A 22,574-nucleotide genomic window follows, 5' to 3' on the forward strand; every position below is an offset into this window, starting at 1 on the left:
TCTTTTCACATCAGCATCACTTGGTTTCAGGCAATGCAAACGCCATCACGTAGTCACCCTGCTTGGTGCCCAGCGAGCCATGCCCGCCAGCGACCACCAGCACATACTGACGGCCGTCCTTGCCGGTGTACGTCATTGGCGTGGTCTGCGCGCCTGCAGGCAGGCGGCCTTCCCACAGTTGCTTGCCGTTACGGATATCGTAGGCACGCAGGTACTGGTCAAGGGTACCGCTGAGGAACGACAGGCCGCTGGCCGTGGTGAACGCGCCACCCAGGCTCGGTACGCCCATGGTCAACGGGATCGGCACGGGCGAGCTGTCGCGCACGGTACCGTTCTTGTGCTTCCAGATGGTCTGGTGCGTGGTCAGATCGACCGCGGCGACATAGCCCCAGGCCGGTGCCTGGCAAGGCAGGCCCATCGGCGACAGCAGCGCTTCCAGGATCACGCCATAGGGTGCGCCCTTGTTCGGCTGCACGCCTTCGGTTTCGCTCTTGCGGCCCGGACCGCCGGCCACTTCTGCGGCAGGCACCAGCTTGGAGCGGAATGCCATGTAGCTAGGGTTGACGAACGCCACCTGGCGTACCGGGTCGACCGACAGGCCGCCCCAGTCGAACACGCCGAAGTTGCCTGGGTAGACCAGGGTGCCCTGCAGCGAAGGCGGAGTGAACGGACCTTCATAGCGCAGCGACTTGAAGTCGATCCGGCACAGCATCTGGTCGAACGGCGTCACGCCCCACATGTCGCGCTCTTGCATCACAGGCGGCATGAAGTTGAGGTCGGACTTGGGTTGGGTCGGCGAGGTGTAGTCGCCTTCCACCGCGCCCTGCGGCACCGGTACTTCGTGGATCGGCACGATCGGCTCGCCGGTCAGGCGGTTCAGCACGTAGATGCTGCCCTGCTTGGTGGAGGCCAGCACGGCAGGCTTCACACCATCGGCGGTCTTGAGGTCCATCAGGGTCGGCTGGCCGCCCACGTCCATGTCCCACAGGTCGTGGTGGGTGAACTGGTAGGTCCACTTCACATGGCCGGTGTCGATGTCCAGTGCGGTCAGGCCGGCGCTGTACTTTTCCGACTCGGGAGTACGGTTGCCGCCCCACTGGTCAGGCATCTGGTTGCCCATGGGCAGGTACAGCATGCCGTTCTTTTCGTCGACGCTGAACATGGACCACATGTTCGGCGAGTTGCGAGTGTAGGTCTGGCCAGGGGCGATCGGCGTGGTGTCGTCGGGGTTGCCGCTGTCCCAGTTCCATACCAGATGACCGTCGTGGACGTCGTAGGCACGGATCACGCCCGAAGGCTCGTCCACCGAAACGTTGTCGGTCACATGGCCGCCGATCACGACCAGATTCTTGGTCACGGCCGGTGGGGAGGTGGAGTAGTAGCCACCAGCAGCGAATTCGCCGATGTTGGCACGCAGGTCGATCTGACCCTTGTCACCGAAGTCTTCGCACATCTTGCCGGTGTCGGCGTTCAGGGCGATCAGGCGGGTGTCGGCCGTCGGCACGAAAATGCGTTTCGGGCAGGCAGTCGGCGCGGCAGCTGGCGCAGCGGCGTCGGTGGCCGGGCTGGCAGCGGCATAGGCCGCGTCATCGTGATACGACACGCCACGGCAGGTCATGTGCGCCCAGCCCTTGAAGTTCGGCGCGTTCTGCGTGCTGATCTTCGGGTCGAAACGCCAGATTTCCTTGCCGGTGTCCGGGTCCAGGGCAATGACCTGGCTGTGCGGGGTGCACACGTAGAGCATGCCGTTGACCTTGAGCGGGGTGTTCTCCGCGGTGGTCTCGCCTGGATCGTTCGGGCCGGGGATGTCGCCGGTACGGTAGGTCCAGGCCGGGGTCAGCTTGCTGACGTTTTCCGGGGTGATCTGCGCCAGCGGCGAGTAACGGTCACCATGGGCACTGCGGCCATAGGAGTTCCAGTCACCATCGGGCATGGCCGGCGCGGTGTTCGGCATGTTGGCGGTTTCGCGGTCCAGCTCACCCTTGATTTCATTTGGGTTGGTGAACTGACTCGCCAGTGCGCAGAGGCCGGCCAGGACCACGGCGATGCTCAGTGCAGCCGTGGCCTTGGGCGCAGGGCGACGCAACAGTGGCTTGCGGAACCAGGGCAGCAGCAGAACCACGCCCAGTGCGAACCACAGGGCCAGGCGAGGCACCAGTTGCCACCAATCCAGGCCGACCTCGTACAGCGACCAGACGGTGCTGGCGAACAATACCGCTGCATACAGGCCGATGGCCGAACGACGACCCTGCAGCAGCAGCACGCCGGTGAAGCCTACGCCGATACCGGCGATCAAGTAGTACAGCGAGCCACCCAGGGTGGCCAGTTTGATACCGCCGGCCAGCAAGGCCAGGCCCATCAGCAGCATTACGATACCCAGCAGGCTGGGTAGCAAACGCGACCGACGCGAAGCACCGTCAGTGCTCATAAGGAATATTCTCCATTGTGTTCGTGTGGTTAAAGCGTGTTTCAAAAGTCAAGTTTGGATTGTTTACAGATATTGCACGATGCGTTTAGTTTCAGAACGAGGCCTGAATCTTTAACCCGCCGATCAGGGCATCGTCGATGTGGGTTACACCGCCCGGATGACGGATGTATTGCAGGTTCGGTCGCAGCACCAGCCAGTTGGCCATGTGAACCCCGTAATAGAGCTCGGCGCTGTACTCGGTGTCCTGGATCGGCAGGTAGGCGGCATTGTTGTAGTCGCTGACCGCGAGGGTGCGGTTGTGCCATTCGGCGTTCTTGCGATACGCCGGATTGACATGCACGCGGGCCAGGGCAAAACCGATGTCATCGCGCGCACGCGCATCGAACAGACCTTTGTAGACGATGCCGCCCTGTACATAGTTGTCGATGGCGTTGGTTTTCTTGTCATGCACGGTGGCGTTGGCGAACACGCTCAGGCCACGGGAGTTGTCGCTGGCGACGCTGGTCAACTGCTGCTGGGCACCCAGCCAGAAACCGTGGCGGCTGGACGCACTGCGGTAGTCCTGGCCGGTGATCGCGGCAGGCTGCCCGTTGCGGTCCTTGTAGACGTCGTTGGCGTCCGCCGTGCTGTAGTAGTAGCCGGCGCGGTACTCGCCCGGCAGCCCATTCAAGGTCGGTTTCCAGATCAGCTCGACCGGCAGCATGGCGCCTTCGGTACCGCTGCCGCTGAGTTTGAAGCCGTTGTCGTTTTCCAGGTTCGAAGGGTTTTGCTCGAAGATGCCGACCTGGGCGTACAGCTCGGGCGTGATGTTGTATTTGACGCGCAACGCCCACTGGCTCACCGGCCAGTTGTACCAGACACTGCCGACCCAGTTGCCCACCTGCGAGCCGCAGAACGCCAGGTTCTGGAAGTCGCAGGGGAAGCTGTTGAACTCTTCACCTTCACCGAAGCGACCGGCCTTGATGTCCAGGCGCTGGTCGAAGAACTTCTGCTGGTACCACAGCTGGGTGATCCGAGTGATATTGCCACGGCCCCAGACTTCCTGAGCCGACGTGAACCCGCCGACACGCGGATCGTTGATCCGGTCATTGCTGATGTTGTCGCCGTTGCGGTCGGTCAGGGTGAGTTGGAACTCGGCGTCATGCCAACCCAGGATCTTCGCCAGGTCCATGTGCATGCCCAGCGCGAACTGGTCGCTGTAGCGTGTGGCATGGTCGCGGTTGTATCCGCCGTGCAGGTTGCTGCCGACTTCGCCGGTGTAGTCCAGCTTGAAGTCGTAGCCCTTGGCGGACAGATCGCCGCGGGTGCCGTTCCAGTCACCGAACATGAACGGTGACTGTGGATCGAACGCGGGCACGGCGAAGGCATTGGGCACGGCGCCCAAGGCACTGAAAGCGATTAAGGCGGTGAACGGCAAAAACGCCCGGGGGCGTGAGAAGGCATTGGCAGGCATTGGAAAGTAATTCTTCTGGCAGGTCCGAAGCTGTTCGAGAAGCGCTTCGTTATTCTTCAAAAGTGAAACGTTTCAGGTTATTGCGGCGCGAGGATATAGATCGAGCGCATGATTTTAAAGCCGGGTTTGGAAGAGGGTTAGTTTCCGATATTGCAACAGTGCGGCGCTCTGCCGCAGGCGACGTGCGGGCCAGAGCACTGCCACGAATGCCGAAAGTACTATTCCAGCCCGGGCTGGCGTCCAATAAAAGCTTTGCGCGGCCGTGCCCGTTGGTTAAGGTGCGCACCTTCTGCCCCGCCGTTCCTGGAGCCTGGCATGCATGAACCTACACACAACCCCCTGCACGGCATGACGCTGGAGCAGATCCTCAATGCACTGGTGGCGCATTACCAGTGGGAAGGGCTGGCGCAGCGTGTCGACATCCGCTGTTTCAAGAGCGACCCGAGCATCAAGTCGAGCCTGACTTTTCTGCGCAAGACGCCCTGGGCTCGTGAGAAGGTCGAGCGGCTCTACGTGCAATTGCAGCGCGGCAAGCGTTGATCCGCGCCGAGCGTACCCTGGTCGCACTGGCGGCCGCCGCCACCTGGTTCGCGCTGGCGTTGCAGTTGTACCTGGTGCTGTGGTCACGCTGGCAGGTCGAAGCCAGCCTGCTCGGCGGGCTGGTGCATTTCTTCAGTTTCTTTACCATCCTCACCAATACCGCGGTGGCCGGAGTGTTGACCGCCCACGTGGCCAAGCGCGATTCGACGTGGCGTCGCCTGTGCCTGCGGCCGGCGGTGAGCAGCGGGGTGCTGGTCAGCATCGTGGTGGTGGGTGTCGCCTATAGCCTGTTGCTGCGCAACCTGTGGCAGCCCCAAGGTTGGCAGTGGTTGGCCAACGAGTTGCTGCACGATGTGCTGCCCGTGTCGTTCGTGGTGTATTGGGCGTGTTGCGTGCCGAAAGGCACGCTGCGCCTGCGGCACGTGGCGGCCTGGGCGGTCTACCCTGTGGTCTACTTCGCCTACCTGTTGCTGCGCGGGCAGAGCATCGGCGTGTATCCCTATCCGTTTCTGGACGTCTCGAAACTGGGCATGGGCCAGGTATGGCTGAACGCACTGGGGGTGCTGGTGGCCTTCATCGGCTGCTCCGCGCTGGTGCTGGTGATAGACCGCTGCTGGGAACGCGCAGGCGCGCGCTAGGCGCTCCCGCAAGTACCCCTGGCGACAGCCTCACTCGCTGTCGTCACCTTCATGACGCCAGTAGCCGGCGGCCTTGATCTGCTCCTCGCTCAGCTTGTGGTCGTCCAGCAGCACGCGCCGCAACTTGCGGGACAGTCCGGCCTCGGTCGCGATCCAGCCATAGACCACGCCGTCGGGCAGGCTTAGGTCCTTGACGGTCTGCAGCAGGTCGCCCTGGTGCCGGTCGACCCAGATCACCTCGAAGGCCGCCGCGCTGTCGAACGACTGCTGTTCCTGAGCGTTTTCTACCTCGATCACCAGCAGCGCACGGCGGTTGCCCGGCAGCTCTTCCAGGCGTCGGGCCATGGCCGGAATGGCGGTTTCGTCGCCGATCAACAGGTAGGCATCGAACACATCCGGTACGTGCATCGAACTGCGTGGGCCGCCGATGTGCAGGAATTGCCCCGGCTCGGCCTGGGCCGCCCAAGTCGCTGCGGGGCCATCGCCATGCAGGACGAAGTCGATGTCCAGCTCGCCAGCCGCAAGGTCGATGCGCCGCGGGGTGTAGTCGCGCATGTCGGGCTTGGCGCCTTCCGGGGTCGGCGCACCCAGCACCATGGTATCGAGCGCCGCTTGTTGCTCTGGGGTGGTAGCGAACATCAGCTTGATGTGGTCATCGCAGCCTTCGCTGACGAAACCGGCCAGCTCCGGGCCGCCGAGGGTGATGCGCCGCATGCGCGGGGTCAGTTGTGCCACGCGCAGCACTTGCAGGCGGCGACGTTTGATCTCGTGCATGACGCGCTGAATGCCGAACGGATTTTCTGCCTTCATAGCGGGGTCTCCTGGGCCGATAGGGGGCTATCGATATAGCTTATTACGCGGCCACACGCGAGTCGATGAATTCGTAGCCCCGTTCAACGCGCCGCCTGCAAGGGTGCGCTGCATTGCGTATGCGCTCCCGGCTGCAGGTAGGGCGTGAGGATCGGCGCCATGCCCTTGAGCACCTGCACCGGCAGTGCCGAGGTGAAGCGAAAGCCCTCGGCGGCCTTGCCCGGCACGAAGGCGGTCAGGGTGCCGAAATGGTTTTCGCCGATGAAGAACACGAAGGTCGCGGTACGGTTGATAGCCTTGGAGCTGATAACCCGGCCACCGGCGCCGAAGCTTGCGATGCGGTTGTCACCGGTGCCCGTCTTGCCGCCCATCACCAGCACCGCGCCGTCGTCGGTCTTGAAGCTGCCCGATACCCGCCGCGCGGTGCCGGCGTCCACCACCTGCGACAAGGCCTCGCGCATGGCCGCCGCCACTTCGGCGGGCAGCACCCGCTTGCCCCGGTCCGGATCGCTGATCACCCGCGTATCGTAGGGCGTGTCGGCGGCAAAATGCAGGGTGTCGATGCGCACGGTAGGCAGCTTGATGCCGTCGTTTTGAATGATGCCGATCAGCTCGGCCAGCGCTGCAGGACGGTCACCCGAACTGCCGATGGCGGTTGCCAGCGACGGTACCAGATGGTCGAACGGATAACCCACGCGCTGCCAGCGCTGGTGAATATCGGTAAAGGCTTCGATTTCCAGCATGGTGCGAATGCGGTTATCGCGAGCGCGCTTGTGGCGACTGTTGAACAGCCAGCCGTAGACTTCCTGGCGCTCGAACCGGCTGGCCTTGCTCGCCTCGCCGATCTTGGCGTCTGGGTGGTTGAGCAGATAACCCAGCAGCCACAGGTCCAATGGATGGACGCGCGCAATGTAGCCTTGATCGGGCAGGTTGTAGCGGCCCGGACCATAGCTTGCGTACATCTCGTTCAGGCGCTTGTCGGTGACGTTGTCGCTCTTGCTGTGCTCGCGCACGAAGCGATCGAATGACGCCTGCGGCGCGTTGGGGTACAGGTAGCGGTGCACGGCCGACAGGCGCTGTGGCGTGGGGCGCATGCCGTCGAGGAAGGTTTCCAGGCGTTGCTCGGAGCTCTTGCGCTGGTACTTCTTCCAGAAGCGCTGGAGGAACTCGGTGCCTTCGCGGTCGGCGAAACGTGCCAGGTATTCCTGCCGGCGTGGGTCGTCGTCGTCCTTGAGCAACTGCCCGCTGTTACCTGGCGCCGAATAGGTGCTGTAGCGCACCAGATCGCGCATCAGGCGGATGAAGGGCAGGTTGATGGACTCTTGCAGCGCTTCCTTGAGCGTGGGAATGCGGCCGTTGTCCTCGCGGCGAAAGTTGCCGAAGGTATGAATCCCGCCGCCGGTGAAAAAGCTTTCGGCGGGGCTGGCCGAATACTTGCGCTCCAAGGCCGCGCCGAGCAGCGTCCGGGCGTCCATGCCCGGGTTCTGGATCATCGCATCGAGCACCCAGCGCGACAGCCGATCGGCTTCGTCGATCTTCACCTGGCGCAGCTGCGCAGGCGTCTGCCCGGCATAGCGTTCGTGCAGTTCGTGGATGATTTCCAGGTAGGTGGTGAGCACGCGCATCTTGGCGGTCGAGCCCAATTCCAGCTTGCTGCCTTCGTTGATGTCGAAGGGCTGGTCGGTGTTGTCGGTCTGCACCCGCACACGCGAGCCATCGGCCGTGCGTTCGAACAGGGTGAAGCTGTAGCTGACTTCGCGGGTGCTCGCCGAGGTCAGCAGGCGCTCACCGATCAGGCCGATCTGCTGGGCGAAGCCCGGGTCGGCCAGTTGGCGCAAGTAGTCGCTGGCTTGCTTCTGCAAGTCGGCATTCAAGGTCGTGGTGGCCGAGAGGTCCAACCGGTCCAGATCGTAGAGCGGCCGGTCGAGCATGGACGACAGGCGATTGCGCACCACGCTGATGCCCTTGTTCGACTCGTTGGGCTGCCAGGTGGGCTCCTGCACCCAGTCGCGGTAGATGACTTGGCTGGCCAACGCCGCTGCGGTCAACACTGGGTCGATGATGTCGTTGGCGGCCAGCAGGCGAATGTGGCTGTCGGTCAATTCGGCGAGGTCGTCGTGGCCCTTGTTGAGAAAATAGGAAGGACGCCGCTGGGCGATCATCAGCGACAGCACCTGGCGCAGGGCAAGCCCTCGCGCGGCTTCGCTGGCAGGGTCGCTGGTGGTGCTGGCAAGCGCGCGGTTGACCTGCTCGAAGTCGGCGCCGTACCAGACCCGCAAGCCCTCCGCCATGCCGTGCACTTCGCCGTGGCCGGGCACCGCCGACAACGGCACGCTGTTGAGGTAGTCACGCACGATGCGCTGGCGCGCCTCCAGAGTCTGCGGACCGCCTTGGTAGGCGCGCACGCTGGCCGAGATCATCTGGCGAATCTTCTCCGGTCCCGAGCCGGTCAAGCCATCGGGCGAGTGTCGATATTTTTCCAGCTGCGTGGCCAGGGTGCTGCCGCCGGCCGACTGCCCGGGCAGGGCGAACATCTTGGCCACCTGCGACCAAGCTGCCTTGGCGAAGCGCGGCCAGTCCACGGCCGGGTTGAGCAGGGGCTCGGGGCTGTCGAGCAGGCCACGGTTCTCGACGAACAGCAGGCTGTTGACCATCACTGGCGGAATCTGGGCAAACTCGGTGTAGAGCTGTTGCGGGTAGCGATACAGGTACAACGGGTCGCCCCGGCAATCGGTGATCACCAGTCCGGCCTGAGGTTTTTCCTGGTAGGGCACGAACAGGTCGTGCCCCGCGTAACTCATCAAAGCTGGCGAAAACTGGGTTTGCCGTTCAATCACGTAGTTGCGCTTGAGCAAGCGCGGCAGGAAATCCCCCAGCGCGCTGTAACCCAGGCGTTTGTCGAACGGGCCGGCGCCGGGGTAGACGATGGCCTCGCTCGGCCCCGGTTGCACCGCATAGGTCAGCGAGCTCGCCCAGCGGCTGAACTCGCGCGCCTGCAGACGCGAGGTGCGCATCTCGGCGTACATCGCATACGCCAGCGCCGCGATCGCGATCACCAGCAACAGCCAGAACAGACGCCACCACAGGCGACGTTGACGTGGGCTATCTGGCAATGGAGACGGGTCAGGACTCACAGCCTGCGCTGTAGTCTTGTCAGGTTCGGTTTGCCGCAAAACGCCCATAGATATTCACACCGGTCACGGAAAATTCATCGCACCTGGAGCAAGTCTAGACGCTGGAGCGGTCGCGTGAAAAAAATGTGAAAATCAATGTATTAGTCGTGCAGGCGCTTGGCGCGAACGCGCGGACCTGGCCAGGCCCGCGCGGCACTCAGCGAAGCATGTCCTTGACCAGCCGATCCTGCTCCATCAGCTCCCGTTGTCGCGCGTCGATGCGCGAGGCGAGCTGGAAGTTGTCGGCAGCACGGCGCTTGGCCAGGTCCAGTTGCTGAATGGCCTGGTCGAATTCGCCGACCAGAGCGAAAAACTCGGCACGCGCCTGATGCAGGCCGATGATATTGCCGTTCTGCCCACGGGTTTCTGCCACCAGGTACCACACGTCCGGGTCGTCCGAGCGGCTCTTGAGCAGGTTTTCCAGGGCTTTCTCCGCATCTGCCATGCGGTTCTGCTTGAGCAGTACGTCGATCCGCTTCTGGTTGATCGGGTAGTTGCCCGGGTACTGCGTCAGCAACCGATCGATGCGCTGCTGGGCGTCGGGGATACGGTTGTTGGTGATGTCCAGATCGACCTGCGCCAGGTTCAAGGTGATGTCGTCCGGCTGCTTGGCCAACAGCTGCTTGAGGTTTTCGCGCGCCTCGTTCAATTGGCCAGCCTTGATCTGGGCCAGGGCCAGGCCGTAGCGCGCGGGCAGGGCATTGGGGTTTTCATCCAGTTGCGCGCGGAAACGCTTGGCGGCCAGCCCAGGGGTTTCCTCGTAATACAGCTGCACTCGGGCGCGCATCAATTGGTACCACTGACTGTCTTCCTTACCCCCCTTGGCAGCCTGTTCGGCGCGGTTGCGGGTGTCGGCGATGCGTGATTCGCTGACCGGGTGAGTGAGGAGAAACTCCGGCGGCCGTGCATCGAAGCGGTACTGGCGCATCAGGCGTTCGAACATGGTCGGCATGTTGCGCGGGTCATAGCCGGCCTTTTCCATGTTGATGATGCCGATGCGGTCAGCCTCCTGCTCGTTCTGGCGAGAGAAGCGCCGCTGTTCCTGAATCGCCGCGGCCTGGCTGCCGGCAATCGCCGCAATGCCGGCGTCACCGGCACCGGAAGCGGCGATCACGATGCCAGCGAGCAATGCGGCCATCATCGGCAGTTGCATGCGCTGCTGAGCCTCGACCCCGCGGGCGAAGTGGCGTTGCGACAAGTGCGCCAGTTCGTGGGCCAGCACGCCGATGTATTCGCCCTCGGTCTGAGCGTTGAAGAACAGCCCGCCATTGACCCCGACGATGCCCCCCGGCGCGGCGAAGGCGTTGAGCTCCTTGCTGTCGATTAGGATGAATTCCAGACGCCTATCGTTCAACTGGCTGGTTTCCGAGAGCCGATACACGCTGGTCTCGACGAAGTCCTTGAGCTGCGGGTCGTTGAGCTGCTTGACCTGGCCGCGCAACAGGCTCAGCCAGGCACGGCCCAATTGATGCTCCTGCTGGGGCGAGACGATCGCGGAACTGGCGTCGCCGAGTGACGGCAGGTCGCCGGCGTGGCTCGGCAACGCCAGCAGGCAGGCGAGTGTCAGCAGGGTAGGGCGCAGAAAGGGCATGCACTGAGCTCGGCAGATGAAAGGCCCTACTGTAGCCGCCCCATTCGGCGACCACCAGAGGTGGCGACCTTGGGTTATCCTGTCGCGCCGTTCGCTGCCGGGATTTGCGGCAGCGCCACGGCATCCTTTGGTTGGAGAAGATAGCGATGAGCGATGCGCCCGAATGTGACGTTGAGCTGGACACCAGCGGTCTTAATTGCCCGTTGCCCCTGCTCAAGGCCAAGCTGGAACTGAGCCGGCTGGCCAGCGGCACGGTATTGAAGGTGATCGCCACGGACGCTGGCTCGCAGCGCGACTTCCGTTCGTTCGCCACATTGACAGGTCACGCGCTGTTACATGAACAGGCGCTGGACGGGGTCTACTCGTATTGGTTGCGCAAGGCCTGAGCCACCACCCCGGTAGCTGGGTCATTCAAGGGAATTTCAATGTTCAAAGTGCTACGCGACTGGATCCAGCGTTACTTCTCCGACGAGGAGGCCGTCATCCTGGCGGTGCTGCTGGTGCTGGCGTTCACGGCTGTACTGACCCTGGGCGGAATGCTCGCGCCGGTGCTGGCAGGGATGGTGCTGGCGTTCCTCATGCAAGGCCTGGTCAACCTTCTGGAACGCCTAAGGGTGCCTTCGGGCGTGGCGGTCGGGGCGGTGTTCGCGCTGTTCATGGGCGCGCTGGCGCTGTTCATGCTGGTGCTGGTGCCGCTGCTCTGGCACCAGGTGATCACCCTGTTCAACGAGCTGCCCGGCATGCTCGGCAAATGGCAGTCGTTGCTGTTGCTGCTGCCCGAGCGCTATCCGCACCTGGTCAGTGACGAGCAGGTGTTGCAGGCCATCGAAGCGGCGCGCGGCGAGATCGGCAAGTTCGGCCAGTGGGCTCTGACCTTTTCCCTGTCCAGCCTGCCCCTGCTGGTCAACGTCATGATCTATTTCGTGCTGGTGCCGATCCTGGTGTTCTTCTTCCTCAAGGACCGGTTGATGATCGGCCACTGGGTGAGCGGCTACCTGCCGCGCGAACGTGCGCTGCTCACCCGAGTGGCGCAGGAAATGAACCGGCAGATCGCCAACTACATCCGCGGCAAGGTCATCGAGATCTTCATCTGTGGCGTGGTGACGTACATCGCGTTCGTCGCACTGGGGCTGAACTACGCCGCCTTGCTGGCGCTGCTGGTGGGGCTGTCGGTGGTGGTGCCTTACGTGGGGGCGGTGGTGGTGACGGTGCCAGTGACGCTGATCGCGCTGTTCCAGTGGGGCTGGGGCGACCAGTTCATCTACCTGATGGTGGTGTACGGCATCATCCAGACCTTGGATGGCAATGTGCTGGTGCCGTTGCTGTTCTCCGAAGCGGTGAACCTGCACCCGGTGGCAATCATCTGCGCGGTGTTGCTGTTCGGCGGGCTGTGGGGGTTCTGGGGTATTTTCTTCGCCATTCCCCTGGCGACCTTGTTCAAGGCCGTGCTTGATGCCTGGCCACGCCAAGAGCCGACCGTCGCGCCGATGCTCTGAAGACCGCGGCGCGGCCTTCGCGGCCACTGACCGCTCCTACGGGTGATCCTGTCTGTAGGAGCGGTCAGCGGCCGCGAAAGGGCCACCACCGATATCAACCCTTGCTCAACGCCTGTGCCGCCTCCAGCACACTCTGCACATGCCCCGGCACCTTCACGCCACGCCATTCCTGGCGCAGCACACCGTCCCGATCGATCAGAAAGGTGCTGCGGTCCACGCCCAGGTACTCCTTGCCATACAGCTTCTTCAGCTTGATCACATCGAACAGCTGGCAAAGCGCCTCGTCCTTGTCGCTGATCAGCTCGAAGGTGAAACCCTGTTTGGCCTTGAAGTTCTCGTGGGACTTGAGCCCATCGCGCGACACACCGAACACCTCGGTGTCGGCAGCCTTGAACTGCTCGAGCAGGTCGCGGAAGTCCTGGCCCTGAGTGGTACAGCCCGGCGTGCTGTCCTTGGGGTAAAAATACACCACCACCTGGCGGCCCTTGAGCTCGCTCAGGCTGACAGTCTGGCCGCCGGTGGCCTGGGCTTGGAAATCGGCTACAGGTTCGTTGAGAGCGACAGCCATCGGTCAATCCTTACATGGGGTTCTGTGGACGCCAGGGTTCGATCAGCGCATCCAGGTTCAGCGCATCGGCGAAGTCCAGGAACTGGTCGCGCAACCAACTGATCTGCACACCGGCAGGAAGCGTCACGGTAAATGTGGCGTTGAGCATGGTGCCACCGGTCTGCGGCGCCTGGTAGGTGTCGCAGGTCAGGTTCTCGAGCTCGACGTTGTGGTCGATGAAGAACTGGCACAGCTCGTTGATGATGTCGGAGCGATAGGCCGAGCTGACGTAGGCCACGTAAGGCAGCGCCTGCGGGCGGCTGTCCAGGGTGGCGCTGCGCACCAGGCTGACGGTGAAGTCATGCTTCTTGGCCAGCGAGCTCAGGCCGGTTTCCAGGCGCGCCAGGGCGTCCCAGTTGCCCGATACCTGCAGAACCAGGGCGCTGTATTCGCCATGGCGAGTCAGGCGCGAGGTGGACACCGAGCAGCGGGCGTCGTGGGCCGCGCGGCACAGTACATTGGTCAGTTCCATGGGATTGCGGCCCAGGGCACTGATGACGAGGAATTGTTCGCGAACTGTGGGGGTGGACATGCAGCATTCCTAAAGCGATGAGCGGTCGGCAGCGTCAAGGGGCCGGATGACTGGTTCAAGGCCTGCGCCGTACCTCGTGCGAACCTGCGCTGACTGCCCGGCAACGCCCGTGGATACGGGGTAAAACCAGGTGACGAGGCTCAGGGACGGGGTTCGAAGCGCCGTTACGGCAGGCGATGACCAGGCAAGAAAGGCAACCCCTGCCGATCAAAGTCTGAAAGGGTATAGAAAAGCAGCGCGAAGGGGAATGCTCGTGGCGTGGTACTTCGCTTGTGCAAGGTGGTTGGCGCCAGTACCATTACCGCTCTCTTTTTCCGGCAGGAGCGGTTGCATGATTGCGGGCAGTATGGTGGCACTGGTCACACCCATGGACGCCCAAGGGCGTCTGGACTGGGACAGCCTGAGCAAGCTGGTGGACTTCCATCTGCAGGAGGGCACCCATGCCATCGTCGCCGTCGGCACCACCGGCGAGTCGGCGACCCTTGATTACGAAGAGCACATCAAGGTCATCGAGCACGTGGTCAAGCAGGTGAACGGGCGTATCCCGGTCATCGCCGGCACCGGTGCCAATTCTACCCGCGAGGCCGTCGAGCTGACCCGCAATGCCAAGCGCGCCGGCGCAGACGCCTGCCTGCTGGTGACGCCGTACTACAACAAGCCGACCCAGGAAGGCCTGTACCAGCACTTCAAGCACGTCGCCGAAACCGTCGACATCCCGCAGATCCTCTACAACGTTCCCGGTCGCACCGCCTGCGACATGTTGGCCGACACCGTCGTGCGGCTGTCCAAGGTGCCGAACATCATCGGCATCAAGGAAGCCACCGGCAACCTCGAGCGCGCCAAGGACATCATCAGCCGTGTCGACAGCGATTTCCTCGTGCTGTCCGGTGATGATCCCACGGCCGTCGAGCTGATCCTGCTGGGCGGCAAGGGCAATATTTCGGTCACTGCCAACGTCGCCCCGCGCGCCATGGCCGACCTGTGCAACGCGGCATTGAACGGCGATGCGGAACTGGCCCGTGCCATCAACGACAAGCTGATGCCGCTGCACAAGAACCTGTTTCAGGAAGCCAACCCGATTCCGGTCAAATGGGCGTTGCATGAAATGGGCTTGATGCCCGAAGGCATTCGCCTGCCGCTCACCTGGTTGAGCGCCACCTGTCATGAACCGCTGCGGCAGGCCCTGCGCCAGTCCGGCGTCCTGGTTTAATTGAGGAAGTAAGACGCATGAAGCGATTGGCTGGCCTTTCTGCCCTTGCCTTGGTCATTTCGAGCACCAGCGGTTGCGGGTGGCTCTGGGGCGAAAACGGTTATTTCCGCGATCGTGGCAATGATTACCTCGAGGCGACCCAAACCGCCCCGATGCAACTGCCGCCCGGCGTGCAAACCGACAAGCGTCTGGATCCGCTGCTGCCGATCCCGCGCAACGTCGCCGACGACACTGCCAAGGCGTCCGAATTCGAAGTACCACGCCCACTGCCGTTGCAGGTAGCGGCCCAGGCCAGCGATTTCTCCCTGCAGCGCAGCGGCGACAACCGCTGGATCATGGCCCAGCGCGCGCCGGCCGAAGTCTGGCCGATCGCTCACCAGTTCTTCGAAGACAACGGTTTCCGCATCGCCGAAGACCGCCCGCAAACCGGTGAATTCACCACCACCTGGCAGCGCTTGGACGAGCTCTCCGCCTCTATGGCGCAGCGCCTGAGCGGCGCAACCACCTCCGGTGAAAGCGAGACCCGTGTGCGCGTGCGCATCGAGCCGGGCGTGCAGCGCAACAGCAGCGAAATCTACGTGGTCAGCGTCGAGCGTCCGGCCGGCAGCGCCAGCGAGCCTGACTTCCCCGCTCGCTCGGTAAACACCGGCCTGGACTCGATCCTGGTCGACCAGATGCTCGCCAGCATGACCCGCGACTCGGAACGCGGTGGCTCGGTCTCGCTGGTCGCCGCCCGTGATTTCGACGCGCCCAGCCGTGTAGCCATGAGCGAAGACGGCAGCGGCAACCCGGTGCTCAACGTCGGCACCGACCTGGACCGTGCCTGGTCCAGCGTAGGCCGTGCCCTCGAGCAGGGCCAGTGGCGCATCGAAGACATCAACCGCAGCCTGGGCCTGTACTACATCAACGTCGCCGAGTCCGCCCAGCGCGAAGACGACAAGCCCGGCTTCTTCAGCCGCGTGTTCGGCAATGCGCCGAGCAAGGAAGAAGTCGAAGCCCGCGCCGAGCGTTACCAGGTGCGCCTGAGCAAGGTGGGCGACAACGTCCAGGTAACCGTCGAGAAGAACATCAACACCGTGGCCCCGGCAGACATTGCCCGCCGTGTGTTGGGTGTGATTCAAGACAACCTGGGTTAAGCGATGCGTTTTGCCGTTCTCGGCAGCGGTAGCCAAGGGAATGGCACGCTGATCAGCAGCGAAGACACCCATGTGCTGGTCGATTGCGGTTTCTCCCTGCGTGAAACCGAACGTCGGCTAACCCGCCTGGGCTTAAGCGCTGCACAACTGAGCGCCGTACTGGTCACCCACGAACATGCCGACCACGTGCATGGCGTGGAGCTGCTGGCGCGGCGTCACGGCGTGCCCGTCTACATGAGTCAGGGCACCGAGCGCGGTTTGCGCAAGCCGGTGCCGGTGCGCACCCACGTGCGCTGCGGAGACGTGCTGGAAATCGGCGCCCTGCGCATCGAAGTAGTCGCCGTGGCCCATGACGCAATGGAACCTACCCAGTACGTCTTCAGCGACGGCAAGCGCCGCTTCGGCCTGCTGACCGACCTGGGCTCCCATTGCGCCAGGGTGCGCGACCACTACCAGGGCCTGGATGCCCTGATGATCGAAAGCAACCACTGCCGCGACATGCTCGCCCGTGGGCACTACCCTTATTTCCTCAAGCAGCGCGTCGGCGGTGACTGGGGCCATCTGAACAATCATCAGGCCGCCGGCCTGGTGGAACAGTTGGGCTGGCAGAACCTGCAGCACCTGGTACTGGCCCACCTGAGCAGCAAGAACAACCTGCCGCAGCTGGCCCGGCAATGCTTCGTCGACACCCTGGGGTGCGATGCGGACTGGCTGCAAGTGGCCGATCAAGATTCAGGGCTCGACTGGCGCCACATCGCCTAGCGTCCCAAAGGGGCGCCTAGCCCATACTTTTAGCAAGCGGAGCCCATCATGGAAAAACGTGAAGAACTCTACCGCGGCAAAGCCAAGTCGGTGTACAAGACCGACGACGCCGACCGCTTGATCCTGCTGTTTCGCAACGACACCTCGGCGTTCGATGGCAAGCGCATCGAACAGCTCGACCGCAAGGGCATGGTGAACAACAAGTTTAACGCCTTCATCATGCAGAAGCTGGAAGCGGCGGGCATCCCGACCCAATTCGACAAGCTGCTGGCCGACAACGAAGTGCTGGTCAAGAAGCTCGACATGATTCCGGTCGAATGCGTAGTGCGCAACTACGCCGCCGGCAGCCTGGTCAAGCGCCTGGGCGTCGAAGAGGGCATGAAGCTGAACCCGTACACCTTCGAGCTGTTCCTCAAGGACGACGCCAAGGGTGACCCGTTCATCAACGAATCCCACGTCGTGGCCTTCGGCTGGGGCACCGCCGAGCAACTGGCGAAAATGAAAGAGCTGTCGCTCAAGGTCAACGAAGTGCTGACCAAGCTCTTCGACGACGCCGGCCTGCTGCTGGTCGACTTCAAGCTCGAATTCGGCGTGTTCAGCGACGGCTCCATCGTCCTGGGCGACGAATTCAGCCCCGACGGCTGCCGCCTGTGGGACAAGGACACCCGCAAGAAAATGGACAAGGACCGCTTCCGCCAGGGTCTGGGCGACGTCATCGAAGCCTACGAAGAAGTGGCCAACCGCCTGGGCGTGCCGCTGTAACACCGCTGTAGACGCGCAAGCGCCTGAATTCGCAAATTATTTTGCATCAGGGGCTTCGCGTTTGGCGCAGACGCTGGTATGATTCGCGCCGTTGGAGAGATGCCAGAGTGGCCGAATGGGACGGATTCGAAATCCGTTGTACCTTCACCGGTACCTAGGGTTCGAATCCCTATCTCTCCGCCATTATTTGAAAAGCCCCGAGTGCTCATAGCCTCGGGGCTTTTTTGTTTCTGCATTGTACGTAATGATTGTACGTAAATCCCTTCCTGAGCTTTTCTGTGAGCGGCCCTTTAAGGCTGCTAGAGGCTTGCTATTAGCAACCCTTCCTCCTAGGTTGACTTACCATCCTACTCGCCTTGTACGATTCTACAGCCGCTCCTGTGCTATAGATAATATGTGGGTCGTTAGTCATGGTAGTACATTCATAAAGGCATTCGAAAAACGCTCAATTATCTCACGCTAAACCACATGAAAGTATGAGTTATTTGGCTTCGCTATGGCTCTTGGCTGTCGGGAAGCGTCCAATTTCCGGGGCTGTTGCTTAGCAAAGGTTTGATTGCGACCCAGTTTGAGGTTTACCGCACTACTAATGCATAATCATGCTCAAAACCGGTCCCCGATTCGCAGTTCTACCCTTCAACGCAGGCCAGTAATGACGCAGGCTCCAGCATTTGTTAGTCAGTGGTGTAGAAGAACGCTTGAATTTGCAAGTATAGGAGGGGGACTCCGAGTGAGAGTGTTCATCTGCAGGGAGGTCAGTGTGTGAGTGAGACAAGTGAAGAGAAGACAAAAAGAAAGTATCTGACAGTCCTTCGTGGTTACCAGTGGTCATACCAACATTCAGTCTTCTACGATGATCCAGAACGAAGCCTCGGGTTATTGAAAGAAATGGTTTCGTTTAAGCAAATGCTTCGTAGGCGGTGTCCTGATCAACCATTCCTGATTCGGGTACAGGCACTGAAGAAGGGTGCTGTCCATCAGGCGTTTCTCTCGATCATCACCACAGCTAAGGTGGATGACCTAGTGGACATCGCGAACAAGACGTTCCCTGCGAAAATGAATGTCGTTGGTCGTCGTCTCTCAGCTGAGAGGCTGTCCCAGCAGGCAAGCGTTATTGAAGAAGCCAAGCCGCATGATCTATCTAAGCTGTTCGACAAGTCTGGGATCAATCGGTGGACATTGCTGAACACGTATCATCTAGCTGATTTGGATGATGCGTTTTGATTGAAGGATGGTTAGAGTATGGCCCAGTGTGGCGTTCCGTCAGTCCCATAGCGTAGGTCATCGAGGAGCTGTGATGGGTGAGGAAAACAAGGTCAAGGAAACGGTTGAGGCTGTCACAGGGCTCGTCCAAGCCATTCCAATTTATCAGGACTTGGCTCAGCCTGCTGTGAAGCAAGTAGGCAAGGCACTTGAAACTGTAGGGAAGGCGATTAATGTCGCTCTTGCCCCTGTAGGAGCACTGGTTTGGGGTTATGAGAAATGCCAAGACTTCATATCCACCAAGGTGGCAGATCGCCTCAAGGATATTCCACCAGAAGACATCATTACACCAAAGCCAAATGTGGCAGGTCCAGCTATTGAGGCTCTAAGGTACACGGGCCACGAGGAAGTCCTTAGCGACCTGTATGCAAATTTGCTTGCATCCTCAATGGACAGAAAAACAGCCTCAGGGGCTCATCCTGCATTTGTTGAGATTATCAAGCAACTCACGCCAGATGAGGCGAAGCTCGTAAAACTCTTCACAGCGGATCGGGCATACGCGCTGTTGAGTCTTCGCTCGAGCTACCGGGTGGAGGACGAGATACACAGAGGGGGGAATGAGGTTCTGGTCAATTTCTCTTTGCTAGGAGTTGAAGCTGGCGTTGAGTTCCCACATTTGACGCCTGCTTATCTCGATAATTTGTGCCGTTTGGGTCTGGCTGAGATACCTGGGATGGGTTATGAGTACACGGCAAAGGGAGTTTATGAGCCTTTGGAAAATCATCCGGATGTATTGTTCACGAAGCAGCAGATTGAACTCGATCCTGCAAGGGTGTGCGAGATGATGCGGGGAGGGCTTCGAGTGACGACGCTAGGAAAGCAGTTTGCTCAAGTGTGCGTCTTGCGAGCACCGTGAAGCTAGTCCCTAACCTTCCGCCGAGTTTTAGCGTCGTATGTTTACCGACCTGAAGCCTCGATTTTCATCCTGCATTACCATGGGCTTGTAGTGGTCAACTGATCCCGGACACTAAATTGAGTTTTTCCTCAGCGACCGCAGGCGCTAACCCTTTGTTGAACTGATGCGGTCGCCGCAGTTGTATCGCTCCATCAGGAACCGGCCAATATCCTGTTGCGCTAGCGAAGCGCTCATATAGCCCACCGTCGGTATCCATTCAGTTTTCAGGCTGCGAAATAGCCGTTCCATGGGCGCATTGTCATGGCTGTTACTGCGCCGACTTATGCTCTGTGTGAAGCGGTATCGCCATAGTCTTTGGCGGAAACTTCGGCTGCCATATTGGCTGCCTTGGTCGCTGTGAAGCAATACGTTTTGCGGCCTGCCACGCTGCTCGTAAGCCATGTCCAGTGCCTTGATTACCAGGTCGGCGTCGGGCTTGGGTGAGAACGCCCAACCCACAACACGGCGGGCACAAAGGTCGATGACAGCCGCCAGATAGTGCCATCGGCCTCCAGCCCAGACGTAGGTGATGTCACCGCACCAGACCTTGTTTGGGGATGCGACGGTCAATCCTCGATCAAGCACGTTCGGAATATCAGGTCGCTCCACGGTCGCCTTTTTATAGGCATGCGAACCGGGCTGTTTGCTGACCAGATTCATCTCGCTCATCAACTTGCGTACCTTGAATCGCCCGATCTGCATGCCGTCCTCTTTCATCATCAGCATGATGCTCCGGCTGCCCGCAGCGCTTCGGCTTTGCGTAAACAGCTCGTTCACGCGGCTGCACAAAACCACCCGTTCGGCATTCTGATACCGACGTTTCCGGCAGTACGCGTAGTAGCAAGATCGGGTTACTTTAAATACCGAGCACAACAGATCAATCGGCTCTTGAGCCCGCAATTGATCGATTAACGCGAACGCTCGTGTTCCTCGGCCATCAAGAGCGCGGTGGCCTTTTTTAAAATCGATTTCTCTCGTTCCAGGCGGTTGATTCGGGCTTCCAGTTCCTGGATTTTCTGCTGCTCGGGTGTCAGCGCTTTGCTAGTCGGCGTGGCACCGCCTCGTTCCTGCTGGAGCTGGTTGACCCACCGGCGCAAGGCCGACTCTACCAACCCAAGCGACTGGGTTGCATCAGCGTGGCTGTAGCCCTGGTCAAGCACCAAGCTGGCAGCTTCGCGCTTGAATTCGGGGGTGAAGGTACGTCGTTGTCTGCTCATCGAACACCTCTGTGTGGCGAGCATTCTCGCCTAAATGGGTGTTCGGGGTTAGTAGACCACTACAGTTGCACGAGGGGCGCTCGACGTAAATCTTGACACAATCTAATCGACCAAAAAGTTGCGACCCCCTTGATCTGGCAGTAAGTTCGATCTCCCCACACCAAGGAGGGTGTGACAAACAGGCGGTAACCTTAACCGGGCACGTTACGCCCAACCTAATTGGCGTGGCCTGCGCCCGATACTTTGACGTTCAGGGAGAACGGATAAATGCCAAAAACTTCAAGCCCGCTGCTGTCCATCATCACCGACCGCTCCAAACTCGCTGGGCTGTTGACGATTCTTCTGCCCGTGCTGCTCGTCACCCTCGACAACACTATCCTTAACTTCGCTCTACCCAAAATCGCCGGCGCCCTTGGCCCCTCGGCTGCCGAACAGCTATGGGTAATCGATGCCTATTCATTAGTGCTCGCTGGCCTTTTGATCACCATGGGCAGAGCTGGTGATCGCGTAGGCTACCGGCGTCTGTTGTGTGTGGGATGCACTGGTTTCGCCGTTGTCTCGGTTGCCATTGTGTTCTCTCAACAGGCCTGGCACCTAATCGCTGGCCGTGCAGTATTAGGGTTGTTTGGCGCGATGATCTTACCTGCGACGCTCGCCCTGATCCGCACCGCCTTCGATAACCGAGAAGAAAGGCGCCTTGCCGTCGCGGCATGGGCGACTTGCCTGACATTGGGTGCGGCGGCTGGACCACTGCTCGGTGGTGTGCTGCTCCAATTCTTGAGTTGGCAGTCGGTGTTTCTTGTTTCAGTACCGTTCCTGCTACCGGTGTTGCTGGTTTCACCAATGATCCCAGAGTCCCGAAGGCAGGCGGGGTTGTTGATCGACTATCCGAGCATCTTGTTAAGTCTAGGGGCTATGACCGGCGTGATGCTTTCTCTCAAGCATTCTGCCACGGTGGGAGTAGATGCCTACGCAACTGTGGGCATGCTTATGGGCCTTCTCATGGGGATCGCTTTCGTCCGACGGCAGTTGCAGCTGCAAGAGCCCCTGCTTGATCTACGGCTGTTTGACTCGAGCACATTCTGCGTGTCTATCACCGTCAATCTCGTCACCCTGGGGGCGTTGATCGGGTTCCTCTTTTTCGCTACCCAACTGTTGCAACTGGTCTTGGATCTGTCGCCCATTGCCTCAAGCTTGATACTGCTGCCCGGTCAAGTCTGTGCAGTGGCCGCGGGCCTCGCTATCGTACCAATTGCACAACGGGTGGCACCGAATATCGTTATTCCCGGCTGCTTGTATTTGGCAGCGGGGGCGTTTGCGGTCATGGCGTTATTCACAGCGACGGCGCTGACCGTAGCGGTGGCTTTCGTGCTGCTGAATACTGCAGTTGCAGCGGTTACCAGCGTTTCCAACGACCTTGTACTGAGCGCAGTGCCCGCTGACAAGGCAGGCAGCGCGTCTTCTGTGAGCGAGACGGCGTATGAGGTCGGCGTGGTGTTGGGGACAACTTTAGTGGGAGGGGCCGTGGCGGCTTGGTATCGATTGAGTCTGGTTTTGCCCGAGGAGCTAAAGGATACAACGGCTGATATTGCGGCGACGTTGGGAGGTGCTCATTCACTTGCGCAGGATTTACCTGCCGAAGTTGGAGTGGTGTTGACTGAAGCCGCGAACACTGCTTTCAGTGCAGCAGTAGCAATCGCCAGTGGTCTGGTCGCAGCATCGATCGTTTTGTTTGCCATGTATGCCCGTTATGGCTTACGCAAGGTGTGACGGCGTGAATTGATTCCTGGGCTGGGTAGTGTCGACCTCAAGCATCAACCTACATAGTCCCAGGGAGTGAGGGATATTGAAATGCTTTGTTATGGCGGTGCGAGTTGGGTGGTATCGGCCAACATGGCTAACTGCTGGGTTTTTATGCGGACATGATGTAGTGAGAAGCGAGGATACTGCACGGTTTAGGCTACTTGGGTAATCCAGGTTTGAGACGTACAATGTCATACTTCATCGTTGCGACGTAGTTCGTCTGTCAGTAAGTTGCATATTCGCAAAACAAGGAGATTG

18 protein-coding genes, 1 tRNA gene and 1 pseudogene are annotated in these 22,574 nt (G+C 60.7%); 12 read left to right on the forward strand and 8 right to left on the reverse strand.

The genetic code is table 11. The features are described 5' to 3' along the window. Positions 1-16: 16 nt before the first annotated feature. On the reverse strand, positions 17-2,428 hold the full coding sequence (locus LT40_RS00110; RefSeq protein WP_043184952.1) for a glucose/quinate/shikimate family membrane-bound PQQ-dependent dehydrogenase: 2,412 nt from the start codon (positions 2,426-2,428) through the stop codon (positions 17-19). Between the two features lie 91 nt (positions 2,429-2,519). After that, complete coding sequence (locus tag LT40_RS00115; RefSeq protein ID WP_043184955.1) at positions 2,520-3,881, reverse strand: carbohydrate porin; 1,362 nt, start codon at positions 3,879-3,881, stop codon at positions 2,520-2,522. Positions 3,882-4,196: 315 nt separating this feature from the next. Between LT40_RS00115 and LT40_RS00120 the strand changes: the two genes are divergently transcribed. Both LT40_RS00120 and LT40_RS00125 read left to right on the forward strand, forming a co-directional pair. Beyond that, positions 4,197-4,421 carry a VF530 family protein gene (locus tag LT40_RS00120; protein ID WP_043184957.1) on the forward strand — a complete coding sequence of 75 codons (225 nt, stop codon included), beginning with the start codon at positions 4,197-4,199 and terminating at the stop codon, positions 4,419-4,421. Then, the gene (locus tag LT40_RS00125; RefSeq protein WP_043184961.1) at positions 4,418-5,059 is read left to right on the forward strand and encodes a Pr6Pr family membrane protein; all 642 of its coding nucleotides are present in this window, start codon (positions 4,418-4,420) and stop codon (positions 5,057-5,059) included. Before LT40_RS00120 ends, LT40_RS00125 begins: the two co-directional genes overlap by 4 nt. A 30-nt stretch (positions 5,060-5,089) precedes the next feature. On the opposite strand, the gene LT40_RS00130 is transcribed toward LT40_RS00125, so the two are convergent. The 3 genes from LT40_RS00130 to LT40_RS00140 form a co-directional block, all read right to left on the reverse strand. After that, the gene (locus LT40_RS00130; protein WP_043184964.1) at positions 5,090-5,869 is read right to left on the reverse strand and encodes a siderophore-interacting protein; all 780 of its coding nucleotides are present in this window, start codon (positions 5,867-5,869) and stop codon (positions 5,090-5,092) included. A gap of 83 nt (positions 5,870-5,952) precedes the next feature. Further along, a complete protein-coding gene (locus LT40_RS00135) occupies positions 5,953-9,051 on the reverse strand; it encodes a transglycosylase domain-containing protein (RefSeq protein WP_043184967.1) in 3,099 nt (1,032 codons plus the stop codon). A gap of 148 nt (positions 9,052-9,199) precedes the next feature. After that, a complete protein-coding gene (locus tag LT40_RS00140; RefSeq protein ID WP_043184970.1) occupies positions 9,200-10,633 on the reverse strand; it encodes a M48 family metalloprotease in 1,434 nt (477 codons plus the stop codon). Positions 10,634-10,779: 146 nt separating this feature from the next. On the opposite strand from LT40_RS00140, the gene LT40_RS00145 reads away from it, so the two are divergent. Then, positions 10,780-11,019: a sulfurtransferase TusA family protein gene (locus LT40_RS00145; protein ID WP_043184974.1), complete on the forward strand. Its 240-nt coding sequence runs from the start codon at positions 10,780-10,782 to the stop codon at positions 11,017-11,019. 39 nt (positions 11,020-11,058) lie between these two features. Then, positions 11,059-12,129, forward strand: a complete 1,071-nt coding sequence (locus tag LT40_RS00150; protein ID WP_043184979.1) for an AI-2E family transporter — start codon at positions 11,059-11,061, stop codon at positions 12,127-12,129. 94 nt (positions 12,130-12,223) lie between these two features. Here the strand turns inward: LT40_RS00150 and LT40_RS00155 are convergent, their stop codons facing one another. Both LT40_RS00155 and LT40_RS00160 read right to left on the reverse strand, forming a co-directional pair. Beyond that, on the reverse strand, positions 12,224-12,697 hold the full coding sequence (locus tag LT40_RS00155) for a peroxiredoxin (RefSeq protein WP_043184985.1): 474 nt from the start codon (positions 12,695-12,697) through the stop codon (positions 12,224-12,226). Between the two features lie 10 nt (positions 12,698-12,707). Then, a complete protein-coding gene (locus LT40_RS00160; RefSeq protein ID WP_043184988.1) occupies positions 12,708-13,268 on the reverse strand; it encodes a glycine cleavage system transcriptional repressor in 561 nt (186 codons plus the stop codon). A 331-nt stretch (positions 13,269-13,599) separates the two neighbouring features. Here LT40_RS00160 and dapA point away from each other — a divergent pair, with 331 nt between their 5' ends. The 7 genes from dapA to LT40_RS00195 all read left to right on the forward strand — a co-directional run bounded on the left by dapA (position 13,600) and on the right by LT40_RS00195 (position 19,257). Continuing rightward, on the forward strand, positions 13,600-14,478 hold the full coding sequence (gene dapA, locus LT40_RS00165; protein WP_043184989.1) for a 4-hydroxy-tetrahydrodipicolinate synthase: 879 nt from the start codon (positions 13,600-13,602) through the stop codon (positions 14,476-14,478). Between the two features lie 17 nt (positions 14,479-14,495). Beyond that, positions 14,496-15,614 carry an outer membrane protein assembly factor BamC gene (bamC, locus tag LT40_RS00170; RefSeq protein WP_043184992.1) on the forward strand — a complete coding sequence of 373 codons (1,119 nt, stop codon included), beginning with the start codon at positions 14,496-14,498 and terminating at the stop codon, positions 15,612-15,614. 3 nt (positions 15,615-15,617) lie between these two features. After that, entirely contained in the window at positions 15,618-16,376 is a 759-nt protein-coding gene (locus LT40_RS00175) for an MBL fold metallo-hydrolase (RefSeq protein ID WP_043184997.1), read from the forward strand. Between the two features lie 48 nt (positions 16,377-16,424). After that, positions 16,425-17,138, forward strand: a complete 714-nt coding sequence (gene purC / locus LT40_RS00180; RefSeq protein WP_043185000.1) for a phosphoribosylaminoimidazolesuccinocarboxamide synthase — start codon at positions 16,425-16,427, stop codon at positions 17,136-17,138. 93 nt (positions 17,139-17,231) lie between these two features. Then, positions 17,232-17,321: transfer RNA gene (locus tag LT40_RS00185), tRNA-Ser, on the forward strand. A 579-nt stretch (positions 17,322-17,900) separates the two neighbouring features. Beyond that, positions 17,901-18,362 carry a hypothetical protein gene (locus LT40_RS00190; RefSeq protein WP_148308491.1) on the forward strand — a complete coding sequence of 154 codons (462 nt, stop codon included), beginning with the start codon at positions 17,901-17,903 and terminating at the stop codon, positions 18,360-18,362. Positions 18,363-18,435: 73 nt separating this feature from the next. Beyond that, entirely contained in the window at positions 18,436-19,257 is an 822-nt protein-coding gene (locus tag LT40_RS00195) for a DUF4393 domain-containing protein (protein ID WP_043185007.1), read from the forward strand. A 94-nt stretch (positions 19,258-19,351) separates the two neighbouring features. Here LT40_RS00195 and LT40_RS21015 read toward each other — a convergent pair. Further along, positions 19,352-20,513, reverse strand: a pseudogene (locus LT40_RS21015) (IS3 family transposase). Between the two features lie 267 nt (positions 20,514-20,780). Here LT40_RS21015 and LT40_RS00210 point away from each other — a divergent pair. Further along, positions 20,781-22,283: an MFS transporter gene (locus tag LT40_RS00210; RefSeq protein WP_052393149.1), complete on the forward strand. Its 1,503-nt coding sequence runs from the start codon at positions 20,781-20,783 to the stop codon at positions 22,281-22,283. Positions 22,284-22,574: the final 291 nt, after the last annotated feature.

It is taken from the genome of Pseudomonas rhizosphaerae, from assembly GCF_000761155.1.
GTDB classification, from domain to species: Bacteria; Pseudomonadota; Gammaproteobacteria; order Pseudomonadales; family Pseudomonadaceae; genus Aquipseudomonas; species Aquipseudomonas rhizosphaerae.